The sequence below is a fragment of the Cucumibacter marinus DSM 18995 genome (genome assembly GCF_000429865.1).
Lineage (GTDB): Bacteria > Pseudomonadota > Alphaproteobacteria > Rhizobiales > Devosiaceae > Cucumibacter > Cucumibacter marinus.
This window is the reverse complement of the sequence record NZ_KE386978.1, coordinates 341,978-357,458: the sequence shown is the minus strand read 5'-3', so window position 1 is coordinate 357,458 and position 15,481 is coordinate 341,978. Positions and strand designations below refer to the sequence as shown.

Genomic DNA, 15,481 nt, shown 5'->3' with positions numbered 1-15,481 from the left:
TTGCAGCTTGTGGCTTGCCACTCAGCAGAATCGTGCTACTTATACGTTAAACTAAAAAGGGAGCGTTCGTCCATGATCGAAAAGAACCGTGAAAGGGATCTCGCCTTTGCGGATCGTCACTTCGATGCGCGCATCGTCGAGAATGTCGAGGATTACGTCGCAGATGGCATCGTGGTGAACCTGTCGGCCGAGCCAGTTCTCATCGGTAAGCAAGTGCCGACGGCGCTCCATCCTTGGCGTTCAACGATGCTTGTCAACGAGCTGATCGGCTCAGCCGAACGGATCGCGGTGCTCAAGATCTCGGAACTTGAAAATTTCGGAGGCGTGATGCTGCGAGGCTGGCAATGGTTTGGCGATGTCTTTGACGGTTTTCCGCGGCAGACGCCTCTCTATCTTTCACCCTCCGACAGTGTTGGGCAGGTGAAGGTCGACCCGAGACAGTTCACGCGGGAGACATGCGGCGGAGGACGGGAGCAGCTTTTCGAGATCAAGCTGAAATGCTGGTGGTCTCCGAACGAGACCGACTGCTTCATTCATAACGAGCACCCGTTCCTGGAGGTGCATACGCAGATCATGGGGCAGGGCCGCATGCAGAAGTTCCGGGACCGGAAAGCCTCGACTATCTACGAGGACGTTATCATGACGCCCGGATTCACCCATGAGGCCTTCTGTACCGTGGGCGGCCCCAACCAGTGGGTCTATCCCTGGCATCGCTACTATACAGATACTGAAAGCGTCTGGCTGGCCGTGGAACTTCACCCGCAGTGATGCGATCAGGGCAAATTTGGGTGCGCCGATCGCGAGCGCTAATCGGCCCGTGCCAGACGTGTGCTGTCGCGGATCAAAAGTTCGACAGGTAGTTCGCGCGAGAAGGTTTCCTTACCATCGAGGATCTCGAGGAGCATTCTCGCCGAAAGTCGCCCTTTCTCCGCCATCGGTTGGCGTACGGTGGTCAACTGGGCGGCTTCCGCCGCAGCGCTGCCGTCAAAGCCGGCGACAGCTACGCCGCCCGGAACCGACTGGCCGACCCTTTGCAGGCTTTCTATTGCTGCCAGGGCAACGACGTCGTTGATCCCCACAATGGCCGAGGGGCAGTGCTTGGACAACAGGCCGTCAAATGCATCGGCCGCGTCCGACGCGTGAAAGCTGCCGATGTTGAAGAAGGTGGCTTTCGACAGGTCATACCCGGCCGAAAGTGCCGCATCCCTGATACCGAGGAGACGTTCTCGAGGCACACGATAGCTCTGCTCGAACACCTCGGTGAGCGATACCGGTCCGCTCGGATAGTTCGGAGAAAGCTTGTCGATCGCGATCAGGATGTCTGAGGTCGCAACTTCGATCACGTGGCTGAAAAGGCTTCTCATGCCGCCCCGGTCATCAACGGTGATGTAGGGCACTCCCTCGATAATGGGTGAATCGATCGTGACAAGGGGCGTGCCCCGCCGCGCAAGTTCCGCCACGACCGGATCGTCATCGGACAGGGCAAAAACGACCAGGCCATCGACCAGACCGCGTAGCGCCGGGCTGGTTTCGGGCAGGGGCTGGCCTGCAAACGAGCTCACCTCGATACTCTGTCCCTGGTGCGCATGGGCGATGGGCAGGACAGTCAGGGGAACGTTGGCCAGATCACCGGTCTCCGATATGCCCTTGAGGATGAGAAACGCCGACGGGTCTTCAAACGTATAAGCAAGCGAGTCCGGAACGATCACGCCAATCGCGCCCACTCGACCACGTCGAAGGCTTTGTCCAAAGACGTTGGGGCCGGCATATCCAAGCTCATGGGCGATCTTGAGAACGTGTTCGCGTTGTTCCTTCGAAACCTTGTTAGGTCGGGAATAGGCATAGGATACAGCGGCTTGAGAAACGCCAGCCGCCTTTGCCACGTCCTTCATAGTGACCATCTTGGTCCAACCTTGGTTCTAATGTCTCATCCAGCCAGTACGGCTTAATAGCCTTATCATCGACGTGATGTCCAATGACCGCCCGGTTTGTTGACAACAATCGCAACGCAGGTTATACGATAAACTAATGAGCGAGATCCGAAGGCTCAACCCCACAGGAAGGGGCAGGTTCGGGTCGACTCGCGTGGTCGAGCGTTCAGGGTGATCCGGGAGACATGATGCAGGGGCAAATCGCCCCTGTCCGGAAGATCAGGGAGAAACGAGATGAAATTCAACTACTTACAATCAACGACTACAAAAGGGGCGCTCGCGACATTGATGGTTGCTGCCCTTGCCGGTCCCGTGTTCGCACAGGAAAAGACGGTAACGATCATGTCCTCGATTTCGGGCGAGGATGGCCAGAAACTGCAGGCGGCCTTTGACCAGTTCACTGAACAGACCGGCATTGTGGTTCGGCATGAGGGCCTGGGTGACTTCGAAACCCAGATCTTCACGCGTGTAGAAAGCGGCAACGCCCCCGATCTGGTTCTGTATCCGCAGAGCGGCACGATGCTGGCAGTGGACGAGATTCAGCCGCATGTGGATCTGAACGACGTCCTCGACATGGCCTATGTTGAAGAGAAGTTCCCCGCATCTCTGCTGGACATGACCAATCTTCCCGATCGTCGCCCCGGCTTTGCATTCTGGGGGCTGGTCAACAGCTCCATATTCTACCGCAAAGACGTCTTCGCAGATGAGGGATACAGCATCCCCGACACCTGGGAAGGCCTGCTGGCCCTCACCGACGAGATGAAGGCCGACGGCTACACGCCCTGGTGTGTTGCCATGGAAAGCTCTGCTGCCACCGGCTGGATTGGCGCGGATTGGGTCATGGACATGATCCTGGCCATGTACCCACCTGAGGTCTACGAGGGCTGGACGACCAACGAGATCAAATTCTCGGATCCGCGGATCAAGGCTGCATTCGAAGAAGTGGGCAAGATCCTGCTCGACAACGATGCGGTGTTCGGCGGAAGCGACCGCATGCTCTCGACCCCCTGGGATCAGCAGTCGACGCCCATGTTCCTTGATGAGCCGAATTGCGTCATCAGCCATATCCCGACATTCGGCATCTCGGTCTTCCCCGAGCCCTACAACAAGACACCCAGCGATGTGCTCGGCCAGTTCCTGTTCCCCAAGGCGGACACCGAACTTCCCGACATGCTGGTGTCCAACTCGGACTTCGTGGGCATCCTCAACGATACCCCCGAAGCGCGTGAGTTTGCTCGCTTCCTGACCCAGCCTGAAGCCCTGAAGCCCTTCCTTGAAAGTGGCGCCGGGTTCCTGGCCATCAATGCCGATACCGACCCGGCATGGTACCCGGTCGACATGATCGGCAAGCACGCCGAATGGTTCGCAAACACCCCGACCGTGCGTGACAATGCCGTCGACCAGTTCCCGCCACAGGCGCAGCTGGCGACCTGGGGTGGCATTGCCCGCTGGATCGAGCAGGGCGGTGAAGGCCTCGACGAGATCCTCGCCGAGATTGACGCTTCCTTCGCGAACTAACCCGGTACGGGCGGCGGCGGCACTCCTCCCCGCGCCGCCGCCCGGCTCCTTTTCCAGCGCAAAGATTACTCCCGCACGTAGTAGACTTGCTCGCCCGGCACTCGAAAACCAGACGCCAGGCGAACGAAAGATCAAGAGCGGCATACTCGATGGAACGTATCTTAATCACATTGCTTTGGACCGTCGCGGCGCTGGCGGTCACGCTGTTGTATTTTGTCATTTCGAGATGGCTGGTGGAGAGGCTGAGCCCGCGCGCCCAGAAGTTCGCGACCCCATTCGTCTTCGCTGGCCCGGCCGTCATTCTACTGTTTCTGTTCTATCTCTTGCCGACGGCACTCACCATTCTCCAGTCGTTCCAGCACCCCCGCTCGGGAGACTGGGTTGGTCTCGCCAACTATCAGCGCGCATTCAACAGTTCTGCCATCCGCGCCACGATCTTCAACACGCTGCTTTGGATCGTTTTCGTCCCCTTTGCTTGTGTGCTCATCGGCCTCGTGGCCGCCGGTCTGACCGACCGCTTGTCGCGCCGGGTCGAGAGCTTCGTGAAGACCATCATCTTCGTGCCCATGGCGATCAGCTTTGTCGGGGCCGCCACGATCTGGGGGCTTGTCTACGCATTCTCGCCACCGGACACGCCCCAGGTTGGACTGATCAACCAGATTGTCGTGATGCTCGGAGGCACACCGAGGCCCTGGCTGATCGTCAGCGACTACAAGCTGAATACCTTCGCACTGATGTTCATCATGGTCTGGCTGTTCGCGGGATTTGCGATGGTCAACCTGTCGGCAGCGATCAAGGGTGTGCCGGATGAGACCATCGAGGCCGCACGTCTGGAAGGTGCTTCTGGGTTTACGATCTTCTGGCGAATTATCGTGCCGCAGATCAAGACGACGATCTTCACGGTGGTGACCGCGATCGCACTGCTGACCCTGAAGGTGTTCGATGTTGTCTATTCACTGACCGGCGGTCGCTTCGACACGGACGTGATCGGCAACCGGTTCTACCTGCTTGCCTTCACTTTCCGGGATCGGCCATTGGCCGCCGTCTTGGTCGTAATCCTGTTGCTGCTCGTGATCCCGGTCATGATCGCCAATCTGAAACAGTTTTCTTCGAAAGGGCATAACTGATGGCCGACATAGCCGAGTTGCCATCAAAGCGCGCACGACGGATTGGCGGAACAATAGCGGTCCGCCTGGCCATCATCGTTCTTTGCGTACTCTGGATAACGCCGACGCTTGGCCTGTTTGTCTCATCGTTTCGGACAGAGTTCGCGATCCAGACCAGCGGCTGGTGGACCACCCTGCTTGATCCTTTTAATCGCGCGCAGTGGACCCTCGACAACTATGCTCGCGTGATCACCGGCGAGGGCATGGGGCAGGCTTTTGTCAACACGATTGCCGTCACCGTGCCGGCGGTGGTCTTCCCGATACTCGTGGCCGCTTACGCCGCATATGCCTTCAGCTGGATCGAGTTCAGATTCCGTGAATTCTTCTTTGCGCTCTTCATCATGATGATCGTGGTGCCCTTGCAGCTCGCCTTCATTCCCTTGCTGCGGGCCTGGACAGCGCTCGACCTGTCGAATTCGCTGATCGCAATCTGGATAACCCATGCCGGCTTCGCCATGCCGATCGCACTATTGATCCTGCGAAACTTCATCGCGGCACTTCCCGCGGAGCTGATCGAGGCGGCCAAGATGGAAAACGCCAATCACTTCCAGATCTTCTGGCGGGTGGTGTTTCCGTTGGCCCTTCCGGCCATCGCGGCGTTCGGTGTGTTCCATTTCCTGTGGATCTGGAACGACTTTCTCGTCGCTCTGGTGTTCCTTGGTGGCAATCCCGATGTGCAGGTCGTCACCATGAACCTTCAAAAACTGCTGGCAGCCAGGGGTAGCGATTGGCATCTGCTCGCTGCGGCCGCCTTCGTGACCATGATCGTTCCCGTCTCCGTGTTCCTGGCGCTTCAGCGCTATTTCGTACGCGGAATGCTTGCGGGCGCCGTCAAAGGATAGACATATGATCAAGCTCGAAAACGTAACAAAAACCTTCGCGGGCGATATTCACGCGGTGAGCGATCTCAGCCTCGAGATCGGCGAAGGTGAGTTCGTTGCCTTCGTTGGCCCCTCGGGCTGCGGCAAAACGACGGCGCTGCGGATGATCGCAGGGCTCGAAACCGTCACCAGCGGGCGGATTACCGTGGCCAATCGGGACGTGACGCAGGCAGATCCCGGTGAGCGCGATATCGCGATGGTTTTCCAGAACTACGCGCTTTATCCGCACATGACCGTGCGCAACAACCTCGCATTCGGAATGAAGATCAACCGGTTTGCCAGGTCGGAGATCGCACAGCGCGTCGATGAAGTGGCTAAGTTGATTGGTCTTGAGGAATACCTCGACCGCAGGCCATCCCAGCTTTCGGGCGGCCAGCGCCAGCGCGTCGCGATGGGACGGGCCCTGATCAGGAATCCGAATGCATTCTTGATGGATGAGCCGCTATCCAATCTCGACGCCAAACTGCGCGTTCACATGCGGGTCGAAGTTCGCCGTTTGCAGCAAGAGGTCGGCACCACGACGGTCTATGTGACCCACGACCAGGTTGAAGCGATGACCATGGGGGACCGCATTGCAGTCATGCGCGGCGGTGTACTTCAGCAATACGGGCGGCCGGACGACATATATGATCGTCCTGCAAACGCTTTCGTCGCCGGCTTCATGGGCGCGCCTCCGATGAACCTGTTCAGGGCTGGCCTGACTCAGGATGGCACCACTCCGGTTCTGGTGGTCGGCGAACAAACAATGAAATTCGATGGCCGATTGAGCACGGACTTCAACATTGCCAACGGTGCAGGCAAACAGGTCATCGTCGGTTTGCGACCCGAGGACATAGTCGTCGATGCGGCAGCCGGAACGCTCAAAGACTTGCGGGTCTCACTTGTTGAAAGCCTGGGTGCGGAGCGCATCGCTCACGTTGGGTTCGGCGATGCCATTAAATTCGACCGCACGGAAACGGGCAGCAATGATATCCCCGACGATATGATGCTGCAGATCCGTTTGTCGCGATCGACACCGGTGCCGGAGCTCGGATCGAACGTTGCGATTCAGTTCGACCCCGCCAACCTTCACCTCTTCGATGTCGAAAGCGGGAAGAGTCTGCGCCGCGACTGAGTTCAGTCGCGGCACTGCGCTTGCGTTGAAGGCCTGCTGCTCAGTCCAGTTCGGACAGGAGTACGCGTCGGCCGGACTCGGCGGACTTCTTTGCTGCCAACGCCACCGCGAGGGATTTCATGCCGTCTTCGCCCGTTGCCAAAACCCGGGCATTTCCCGAGATTGCGCCCGCGACGTGATCAAGTGTCCGCTGGAACGGCTCGAGTGCGGCAAGGGATGCATCCGGCTTTATCTCGCGCAGGGTCCGGCCGTTCTCGCGCAGGGTCAACTCGCCCGATCCTTCGCGATTAATCGAGTTATGAACGATCAGGCTGGCCTTGGTACCGTGCACCTCGAAGCCGCATCCGGCGTGGGGAACGGTGAAAGCATCGTGAAACAGAACCTGCCGACCATCTGTGAGCGTCATCACGCCGGCCGCATTGTCTTCGATACCGTTTGTAGCCATGCCCAAGCTGGACGCCGATGCGGTGACGCTTTCCACCTCGGTTCCGGTGAAGAAGCGTGCGAGGTCCGCGTCGTGCGGTGTGAGATCCAGAATGGCGCCCCCACCTGCGGATTTGTCATGCAGCCGCCAGGTTTGCAGCCTCTCGATCAGATAGGCCGCGTGGAAGACGCGCATGGCGACGATCTCACCGATCTCGCCGGCGTCCACCATCTGCTTGGCTGTGATGATCACGGCGCTGCCGCGTAGGTGGTGACAAGTGGCCAGCACGACGCCGGCGTCCTTGCAGGCATTGATCATTTCGCGGCACTCGGCCAGGGACGTCGCAAGTGGCTTCTCGCACAGAACATGTTTGCCCGCTTGCGCCGCTGCGATCGTCTGGGGCGCATGAAGATGGTTTTGGGTGCTGATGTAGACGGCATCGATCCGTTCATCTGCCAGCAGTTCGTCGAGAGTGGAGTAGCTTTGCTCGACGCCGGTCTTCGCCGAGAACTGAGCGGCCCGTTCCGGTGACCCGCTGAGGAAGCCGACAACCTTCGAGTCGTCGCGCTTCTCAAGATCGCGGATCACATATTCGGAAGCCATGAAGCTGGCGCCCACCATGCCCCATCCGATTTGATCGCCTGAATGGCTCATCTGAATGTCTCCTGCAGTCGTCTTCTCAATATCGCAGAGAAGGCGGAGGCGTGTCTCTGCTCCAGCCTTCCCGTTCGGAGTCCGCCATCGCCGCCATAGGAGGCGTTGACATCACTTCGTCCTTCATGCCATATGGTGATACGTTTAACCAACACATTTTTGGAGACTTGCTAGGGCTATGAACGCATCTCTCGGAGAGCAACTCTTTGTCCTTCCTTGCGATCACCGCGATATTCTGCGGGGCTTGTGGGACACCAACACACCGACAGGCTTCACCGACGGTGATCAGTGGGTTACCTATGCCAAGCATCTGATCCTTGATGGGCTCCTCGAAGCGGTCAATCGGGGAATTGCGCGCAACGAAGTAGCCCTGTTGATGGACGAGGAACTGGGCGCACCAGTATTGGAACGCGCGCGCGACAACGGCATTCTGCGCTTCATGCCGGTCGATGATGGAACCGTCGGCGACTACACCATTCAGTACGGCACTGACATGCCCGCGCATGTCACCGCCGTTGATCCCGACTTCGTTCAAACCCTGATCAACTACAACCCGGTTGCGGCCAACGCGTCCGACCAGATGGCCAGAATCAAGCCCTTGCTCGACTGGCTTTCGGAAAATCCGCGCCCGTTCATGCTCGAACTGCAGGTTCTGCCCACCAACGAACAGCTGGCCGCGGGTAAGGATCATTTCGTTGCGGCTGAGCGTCCAGGGCTCATCCTGAGGGCCATCGATGAACTTCAACAGGCTGGCGCCAATCCCGAACTCTGGAAACTGGAGCAAATGGGATCGCCTGAAGCCTATGAACAGTCGATGCAACAGATGCGGGCAGCCGGACGTGATGACGTCAAGGCTGTGGTGCTGGGCGGCGGTGCCGATACCGAGACGGTCGACGGCTGGTTGCGCATGTCCGCAGGCACGGACGGCTATGTCGGCTTCGCGGTCGGTCGCAGTTGCTGGGCGCGTGGCATCGAGAACCGTTCATCAGGCACATGGACGGCTGCACAGGCAGTGACAGACATTGCGGACACCTTTGAGCATTTCGCAACGGTGTTTACCGGCGCCAAGCGTTGAAGCCGAAACGGAGAACGGACATATGACACGTGACCTGGCAGCTGATGCGCATGCAGTGTTTCTGCCTGCATTTGCGGACTTGGAACTAACCTCTGTCTTGAAGAACCACATCGCTCGTGGTGGATGCTCGCTCCTCGCTGGTGAGGGGCGGGAAGAATATGTCGCGCGAGAGATGTCCGAGGAGCGGCAGTCGGGTGAAACCGCACAGCACATCCGTGATTTTGCCGATACCGCCGCCGCGATGACAGAAGGCTCGTTGCTGTTGGCGGTCGATCAGGAGCTGGCCGGCATTCGGCGTCTGCAGCACCTTGTGCCAGACCTGCCCGGCCGGGCCGAGGCCCATGCACTTTCGGATCAGGAACTGCGTGACCAGTGCGCGAAGACGGCGCAGGCAGCCCGGAAAATCGGCGTCAATCTGTTCCTGGCGCCGATCGTTGACCGGGTGACGGGCCGCAACGTCTGGCTTGATGGCCGAACCATGGCAGACGATATCGAAACGATCTCGCGCCTTGCCATCGGGTTCATCGAAGGCGTGCAGTCCCAACATGTCGTCGCGACCGCGAAGCACTTCCCGGGCTTTTCCGACATCTCGGGCGATCCGGCAATCGACAAGACCGCGAAGACAACCTTGGACAGGAGTGAGATACTTGCCAATGCCGCACCGTTCCGGGCCGCCATCCAGGCGGGTGTGAAAGCCGTCATGGTCGGCCCCGCACCGCTTCCCGAAATTGACCCGGACCAGGCGGCATCCTGTTCCCCTGTCGTGCACGACATGTTGCGCGGCGATTTTGGATTCGGCGGTCTGATCATCAGCGACGATCTCGATTCCGCCGCCGTTATGCGCGACGACCCCCTCGAGACCTGTGTGGTCAATGCCCTGAAGGCCGGCAGTGATCTGTTGCTGGTGGCATCGGGACCGCATCTGCCCGACCTGGTGGCATATGTTCTTGAAGCCGTACGCAAAGGAGACTTGCCTGCCGAGCGCCTGTCAGAGGCGGCGGACAGGGTGAGGGTGGCCGCGAAGTGGGCTTCATGAACCAACGCGACCCTCTTGCTGCAGGCCTCGATATCGGGACCACGGCCACCAAATGCATGGTGGTCGACATGGAAGGGACCGTCGTCGCGGAAGACCGGTTCGCAACGCCCTGGGTGCAGTCCAGGTCGGGTCGCGAGCTCGATGGCGGTGTTCTGGTCGACCAAGTGAAGTCTCTGGTCACGGGGACGCTCGAAGCAGCAGAAAAGCTGCGCCACGGCAGCCGGGTCGGTGCACTCGGCATTACCAGCATGGGTCAGTCGGGCGCTTTCGTCGACACTCGGTCTGGTGATTGCCTGACTCCTGTAATCTCCTGGGACGACAGGCGAACGGCGCCGTTCTCGGACCGGCTCGAATCCGAGATTGGACAGGAGCGTTTCGCACGCATTGCTGGTTTGCCGATCGATCCGTCCTGGAGCCTGTGTCGGCTGCGCCAGTTGCATGACGAGGGCTTTCGGCCTCCCCGCGGCGCTGTCTGGCTCGGTATGGCGGACCTGGCGGCTTTTGCGCTGACGGGGTGCCCGCGTGCTGAGTATTCCCTTGCCTGCCAGTCAGGACTGGTCGACGTTCTCGATGCCGAATGGTCGCCACTCCTGGCGGATTGGACCGGATACGGTCGTACAGTGTTGCCCGCAATCGGGCCTTCAACCGAGCAGGTCGGGCGCGCAGCAAGTGTCGGCTTTGATCAGACTGCAGTCTTCATTGCCGGGCACGATCACGCCGTGGCCTGCGCGGGGGTGGGTGCCTTGGATCCAGATGTCATGTTCGATTCCTGCGGCACCGCGGAGACGCTGGTGCGCAGTATTCCGGCAGGTGTGAGCCGGGACGATCTTGCAAGCATGGTGGAGCAGGGTCTCATGGTGGGACGCCATGTCCTCGATTCCCACCTTGCTGTCACGGCCAGCCAGGGCACCACGCGCGCCTTGATGAGGGTTGCTGATGCCGCCGGCATCGACTTCCGAAGCCTTTCGGACCATCAGTGCCCCTCAACCCCGGAAGTCGAACTGCCCAATCCGCTGGTATCGGACGTCACAGGCGAAGTGCTGCAAGGTGACCTCAAGCAGATCTGGTGCGCCGCAAACGGCGCAGTCGCAGATTCGGCACTTGAGATGGCGCAGAGACTCGAACGGGCCTGTGGACCTGCCCGATGCACTGTCATGGCCGGGGGATGGCGTACCCACCGTCCCTTCACTGACGCGCGCCGGCAAAGAATGCCGGGATTCGAAATTTATTTGGGACCAGAAGCCGGTCCATTCGGCGCTGCCCTTGGTGCCGCCCGATCCGCGGGACTGGGCACCGTTTCCCCGCAGTCCAACCGGGAGACCGCATCATGAGCGCGAAGCAATCCATTAAGGGTCCCGCAGTGTTCCTTGCGCAGTTTGCAGGAGACCAGGTTCCATTCAATTCATTCGCTTCGATCTGTCGTTGGGCGGCAGACAAGGGCTTTGTCGGAGTGCAGGTTCCGACTTGGCGCACTGAGCTCATCGACCTCGGATTAGCGGCATCGTCCCATGACTATTGCGACGAAATTCTGGGTGTGGCGAGTGAGGCAGGGGTCGAGATCACCGAGCTCTCGACACACTTGCAGGGCCATTGCGTGGCGGTGCATCCGGCCTATGACGAACTGTTCGATGGACTTGTTCCATCCGAGGTCAGAGGCAAACCGTCCGCGCGGCAGGAATGGGCGGTAGACCAGATGTATCTCGCGGCGCAAGCATCTGCGAGACTGGGGCTGACGCATCAGGCGGCGTTTCCGGGCGCGTTGGCATGGCCGTATTTTTATCCCTGGCCCACACCTCCCGCCAATTTGGCCCAAGAGGCGTTCGACGAGCTCGCGCGTCGCTGGCGACCCATTCTCGATGCATATGACGAGCAAGGCGTCGGCCTGTGTTTCGAGGTTCATCCGGGTGTCGATGTCCATGACGGTATTACGTTCGAGATGTTTCTCGAGCGCGTCGGCGAGCATCCCCGGTGCCAGATCCTCTATGACCCGAGCCACTTCCTTCTGCAGGGCATGGACTATGTGGGTTTCATCGAGACCTATGCCGAACGCATCGGGATGTTTCATGTGAAGGATGCGGAATTGCGAACAGACGATCGCCGCGGCGTCTATGGCGGCTTTCAGTCCTGGCACAATCGTGCGGCACGTTTTCGCTCGCTGGGGGACGGTCAGATTGATTTCCGGGCTGTGTTTTCAGCGCTGACCGCTCACGGCTTCGAAGGTTGGGCGGTGCTCGAATGGGAGTGCTTCCTCAAGCATCCTGAAGCTGGCGCCCGCGAAGGTGCCGTTTTCATCCGCGATCACATCATCGAACTGACCGACCGGGCATTTGATGATTTCGCAGCACCGCGCCTGGAACGGCGCCAGCTGCGCAAGATGATGGGCATCGATCCCGCCTGATCTGGGTGGCGCGAGGACAAGGAATTCGACATGGCAAAACACTTGAAATCAGCCAGACCGGCAGGGAATGGAGCTGACGAGGACGCTCGTGTCCGGCACACGGTTGAAACGGCGCTTAGGGATATCGAAGCGCGCGGCGACGTGGCCGTCTGCGAGATGTCTGATCGCTTTGATCGTTACACGCCGGAAAGCTATCGCCTCAGCGGCAGCGAGATCGAGGCGCTGGTATCTCAGGTCTCCGAAAGCGACATGGACGATATTCGTTTCGCCCAGAGACAGGTCCGCACCTTCGCACAGGCGCAGCGTGCAACCATGCAAGATCTCCGCGTGGAGACCATGCCCGGGGTTATCTTGGGCCATCGCAATATCCCGGTTCGCTCCGTCGGCTGTTACATTCCCGGCGGCAAGTTTCCCATGGTCGCGTCGGCACATATGAGTGTGGCCACCGCGGACGAAGCCGGCGTGCCGAGAATTGTGGCTGCCACGCCCCCATTCGAGGGAAAACCCAACCCTGCGGTCATCGCGGCGATCCATCTGGGAGGTGCTCATGAGATCTATGTCATGGGCGGCATCCAGGCGATCGGAGCAATGGCGCTGGGGACCGAAACCATTGATGCGTGTGACATGATCGTCGGGCCAGGCAATGCCTATGTCGCCGAGGCGAAGCGCCAGCTGTACGGGCGGGTTGGAATCGATCTTTTCGCCGGACCCACCGAAACCATGGTGATCGCCGACGAGACTGTCGACGCGGAAATGTGTGCTGTCGATCTCATCGGGCAGGCCGAGCACGGTTACGATTCGCCTGCCGTGATGCTCACCACCTCGGAGACACTGGCTCGCCAGACACTCGCAGAAATCGATCGGTTGCTGGACACACTGCCCACCGCCGGGACGGCGCGGGTCAGCTGGGAAGACCATGGCGAAATCATCCTGTGCCAGGATCACGAAGAGATGCTCGCACTCGCCAATGAAATCGCCAGCGAGCACGTTCAGGTTATGACGGACCGTAATGATTGGTATCTCGAGCGGATGCACTCCTACGGTGCCCTGTTTCTCGGACCGCGGACGAATGTTGCGTTTGGCGACAAGGTGATCGGGACCAATCACACATTGCCCACACGCCGCGCCGGCCGGTACACGGGCGGACTTTGGGTCGGCAAGTTCCTCAAGACGCACAGCTACCAGGAAGTCGTGACCGATGAAGCAGCTGCGCTGGTGGGCTCATATGGCTCTCGGCTGTGCATGCTGGAAGGATTTGTTGGCCACGCAGAGCAGTGCAACATCCGTGTTCGGCGTTATGGAGGCCAAAACGTGCCGTTCGGCGAAGGCGGTTCCAAGTAGCAGACAATCGTGCCCGGACACTTGTTGGGTGTGGGCCGTCACTTAGCTAGACTACAAAAACCACTGTATTTTGCGACGACTCCGCCAAACAACTGTGAATAGGTCGCATATCGCTCAGCCTCTGATGGTGCCCGTTCTGTCCAGGCTGCCGATTATGGGGCCTGATAGTGGGGCCAGCTTTGCTGCAATTGAACGTAGTCGTTTCCCTTCTCATAGATGAAGACAGACCGGTGCCAACGCCGGACCTGTGAGTTTTTTGCGTTTGGGGGACGCCGAGGGGAAGCGGGATCCCTCTCGGATTCTGCGCAATCAGCGATTTCTGATCCTGACATGGACATGGCTGTGCAGGCGCAAGCCGTTTCGCGTCGCAATCCCTCGCAAGTCAGCTGGATGGGTGAACGCGTCGAGGTCAGCCCTGCTGTCACTGAGCGAAAAAAGGCGGCAGAGTGCCGAATATCGAAGGATCGAGCCGGCCATCAAACCGGATAAGAAGACCCAGGGTCTTCAGGTTTCACGAAAATCATCGAAAGCGCGTCGGCGCGGCCGATTACTCGATCACGAGTTAATTCATTGAAATATTTTGATTATTCATATATTTCGCATTGATTATCGTAGCCGCCCCGCCCATGGTCCGCGCATCGGCGCCGATCTGTCCTGCCTCGACGCGTGGCATGTGGACGCCCTGCAGATCAGAGTTTTCCAGTTCCTGCCTGATCTGATCGACCAGCTGTTTCTTGATTGCTGCCGGTAAAACACCGTCGATCACGACGGCTTCGAAATCAATGATCGCCAGGGAGGAAACGATCGCATGTGCGAGATTTGTGGCCGCCTGGCCTATCCATCGTTGCGCCTCGTCCTCAAAAGCGTGCCAGCCCTTCTCCGCATCATATAGATCGAAGGGGTTGCCCCCTTTCGCGGCGATTTCCCTCTCCAGCACGACGAGAGACGCATGGTCCACAAGACGATCACCGCCCTCGCTGTCGGGCACGCGCATCGGACCAAACCCGCCGGCATTTCCGCGCCGTCCCGAAAATACGCTGCTGTTCAGCACCACCCCGCCGCCAATGAACGTGCCGACGAAAAAGTAGATCCAGTCCCGCTTGTCCGTGTGAGAACCAAAAATGAGTTCGGCCCGGCAGGCCGCGGTTGCGTCATTCTCGACGACAACCGGCCAGGGCACATGGTTCTGCACTTCCTTCACCGGGTCAAAACGCCGCCATGCCTCCATCTCCGCTTTTGGGGCGCCAAACTCCTCGGTCCAGCTCCAAAGCTCATAGGGCATCACGACGGCCATCTCGGCCACCGACTCGCGACTGACTTTGGCGTTGGCCAGAACCTCCGCGAGTTCGGTGTCGAGGAAATCCAATGTCAGTTTGGGAGTCGGGAAGGGCTGTCGCGTGTGTTTCCGCGAGACGATCTGGCCGGCAAAGTTCACCACGGCCAGTTCCAGACTGCGGCGGCCAATGCGCAACGTCACATAGTGGTGCGCTTCAGGATTAATGCGAAGCGGCGTAGAGGGCTGACCGATGCGCCCGCGAATGGGTTCTTCCCGCAGAACCAGCCCTTCGCTTTCAAGCGCCCGGAAGATGACAGACGCTGCGTTTGCGGACAGGCCCGTGGCACGAGTTGCCTCAGCCTTGGTCAACCTGCCGTGCTCTCGTATCAACTGCAGCACCAGCCGCTCATTGTAACTTCTCACCGCAATCTGGTTTGACCCTTTTTGAGGGTGAGAAAGCAGCCGCTTCTCTTTTTCCGCGTCATCCATTCCGTATCTCTAGCAGAAAATCAGAGCTGGTTGGAAACACCATATGAGCCCGGCCCTCGGCCTTTGCCCTGCCCGACCGGCCTGCTCGATCAATTATTAATTCATAGAGAAGTAATTATTGACAGGCGATGGTTGAAGGCGCTAGGTGATCGAGGCGGACGTCCGTCGCAGGGAGGAA

The 15,481-nt window shown here is 59.3% G+C and carries 13 protein-coding genes; 10 read left to right on the top strand and 3 right to left on the bottom strand.

Annotated elements, in window-relative coordinates; translation table 11 throughout:
- Positions 1-72 precede the first annotated feature (72 nt).
- The gene (locus G489_RS0115130) at positions 73-768 is read left to right on the top strand and encodes a hypothetical protein (RefSeq protein ID WP_029042232.1); all 696 of its coding nucleotides are present in this window, start codon (positions 73-75) and stop codon (positions 766-768) included.
- 38 nt (positions 769-806) lie between these two features.
- On the opposite strand, the gene G489_RS0115125 is transcribed toward G489_RS0115130, so the two are convergent.
- Positions 807-1,892: a LacI family DNA-binding transcriptional regulator gene (locus G489_RS0115125; protein WP_051332698.1), complete on the bottom strand. Its 1,086-nt coding sequence runs from the start codon at positions 1,890-1,892 to the stop codon at positions 807-809.
- 273 nt (positions 1,893-2,165) lie between these two features.
- Between G489_RS0115125 and G489_RS0115120 the strand changes: the two genes are divergently transcribed.
- The 4 genes from G489_RS0115120 to G489_RS0115105 all read left to right on the top strand — a co-directional run bounded on the left by G489_RS0115120 (position 2,166) and on the right by G489_RS0115105 (position 6,610).
- On the top strand, positions 2,166-3,449 hold the full coding sequence (locus G489_RS0115120) for an ABC transporter substrate-binding protein (RefSeq protein WP_081691613.1): 1,284 nt from the start codon (positions 2,166-2,168) through the stop codon (positions 3,447-3,449).
- 149 nt (positions 3,450-3,598) lie between these two features.
- Positions 3,599-4,576, top strand: a complete 978-nt coding sequence (locus G489_RS0115115) for a carbohydrate ABC transporter permease (RefSeq protein WP_029042229.1) — start codon at positions 3,599-3,601, stop codon at positions 4,574-4,576.
- Positions 4,576-5,457, top strand: coding sequence for a carbohydrate ABC transporter permease (locus G489_RS0115110; protein ID WP_081691612.1), 882 nt, complete (start codon positions 4,576-4,578; stop codon positions 5,455-5,457). The genes G489_RS0115115 and G489_RS0115110 overlap by 1 nt, the downstream gene beginning before the upstream one ends.
- Before the next feature lie 4 nt (positions 5,458-5,461).
- Positions 5,462-6,610, top strand: coding sequence for an ABC transporter ATP-binding protein (locus G489_RS0115105; RefSeq protein ID WP_029042227.1), 1,149 nt, complete (start codon positions 5,462-5,464; stop codon positions 6,608-6,610).
- A gap of 40 nt (positions 6,611-6,650) precedes the next feature.
- Here G489_RS0115105 and G489_RS0115100 read toward each other — a convergent pair whose 3' ends face one another.
- Positions 6,651-7,688, bottom strand: a complete 1,038-nt coding sequence (locus G489_RS0115100) for a Gfo/Idh/MocA family protein (protein WP_029042226.1) — start codon at positions 7,686-7,688, stop codon at positions 6,651-6,653.
- Positions 7,689-7,866: 178 nt separating this feature from the next.
- Between G489_RS0115100 and G489_RS0115095 the strand changes: the two genes are divergently transcribed.
- Genes G489_RS0115095 through hisD form a run of 5 tightly spaced genes read left to right on the top strand, consistent with a single transcriptional unit; the run spans position 7,867 to position 13,538 of the window.
- On the top strand, positions 7,867-8,763 hold the full coding sequence (locus G489_RS0115095) for a 2-deoxy-5-keto-D-gluconate 6-phosphate aldolase domain-containing protein (protein WP_029042225.1): 897 nt from the start codon (positions 7,867-7,869) through the stop codon (positions 8,761-8,763).
- Positions 8,764-8,785: 22 nt separating this feature from the next.
- Positions 8,786-9,799: a glycoside hydrolase family 3 N-terminal domain-containing protein gene (locus tag G489_RS20905; protein WP_035872856.1), complete on the top strand. Its 1,014-nt coding sequence runs from the start codon at positions 8,786-8,788 to the stop codon at positions 9,797-9,799.
- Entirely contained in the window at positions 9,796-11,130 is a 1,335-nt protein-coding gene (locus G489_RS20900; protein WP_035872854.1) for an FGGY family carbohydrate kinase, read from the top strand. Before G489_RS20905 ends, G489_RS20900 begins: the two co-directional genes overlap by 4 nt.
- Positions 11,127-12,197, top strand: a complete 1,071-nt coding sequence (locus tag G489_RS0115075; protein WP_035872853.1) for a sugar phosphate isomerase/epimerase family protein — start codon at positions 11,127-11,129, stop codon at positions 12,195-12,197. The genes G489_RS20900 and G489_RS0115075 overlap by 4 nt, the downstream gene beginning before the upstream one ends.
- 30 nt (positions 12,198-12,227) lie before the next feature.
- Positions 12,228-13,538 (top strand): histidinol dehydrogenase, encoded by a 1,311-nt coding sequence (gene hisD / locus G489_RS0115070; RefSeq protein WP_029042221.1) that lies wholly within the window; start codon positions 12,228-12,230, stop codon positions 13,536-13,538.
- A gap of 562 nt (positions 13,539-14,100) precedes the next feature.
- On the opposite strand, the gene G489_RS0115065 is transcribed toward hisD, so the two are convergent.
- Positions 14,101-15,303, bottom strand: a complete 1,203-nt coding sequence (locus G489_RS0115065) for an ROK family transcriptional regulator (protein WP_029042220.1) — start codon at positions 15,301-15,303, stop codon at positions 14,101-14,103.
- Between the last annotated feature and the right edge of the window lie 178 nt (positions 15,304-15,481).

Coding starts and splice junctions, on each gene's coding strand:
- G489_RS0115120 (WP_081691613.1), top strand. CDS start 2,166: ATGAAATTCAACTACTTACAATCAACGACTACAAAAGGGGCGCTCGCG.
- G489_RS0115115 (WP_029042229.1), top strand. CDS start 3,599: ATGGAACGTATCTTAATCACATTGCTTTGGACCGTCGCGGCGCTGGCG.
- G489_RS0115100 (WP_029042226.1), bottom strand. CDS start 7,688: ATGAGCCATTCAGGCGATCAAATCGGATGGGGCATGGTGGGCGCCAGC.
- G489_RS0115125 (WP_051332698.1), bottom strand. CDS start 1,892: ATGAAGGACGTGGCAAAGGCGGCTGGCGTTTCTCAAGCCGCTGTATCC.
- hisD (WP_029042221.1), top strand. CDS start 12,228: ATGGCAAAACACTTGAAATCAGCCAGACCGGCAGGGAATGGAGCTGAC.
- G489_RS0115095 (WP_029042225.1), top strand. CDS start 7,867: ATGAACGCATCTCTCGGAGAGCAACTCTTTGTCCTTCCTTGCGATCAC.
- G489_RS0115065 (WP_029042220.1), bottom strand. CDS start 15,303: ATGGATGACGCGGAAAAAGAGAAGCGGCTGCTTTCTCACCCTCAAAAA.
- G489_RS0115110 (WP_081691612.1), top strand. CDS start 4,576: ATGGCCGACATAGCCGAGTTGCCATCAAAGCGCGCACGACGGATTGGC.
- G489_RS20905 (WP_035872856.1), top strand. CDS start 8,786: ATGACACGTGACCTGGCAGCTGATGCGCATGCAGTGTTTCTGCCTGCA.
- G489_RS0115075 (WP_035872853.1), top strand. CDS start 11,127: ATGAGCGCGAAGCAATCCATTAAGGGTCCCGCAGTGTTCCTTGCGCAG.
- G489_RS0115130 (WP_029042232.1), top strand. CDS start 73: ATGATCGAAAAGAACCGTGAAAGGGATCTCGCCTTTGCGGATCGTCAC.
- G489_RS20900 (WP_035872854.1), top strand. CDS start 9,796: ATGAACCAACGCGACCCTCTTGCTGCAGGCCTCGATATCGGGACCACG.
- G489_RS0115105 (WP_029042227.1), top strand. CDS start 5,462: ATGATCAAGCTCGAAAACGTAACAAAAACCTTCGCGGGCGATATTCAC.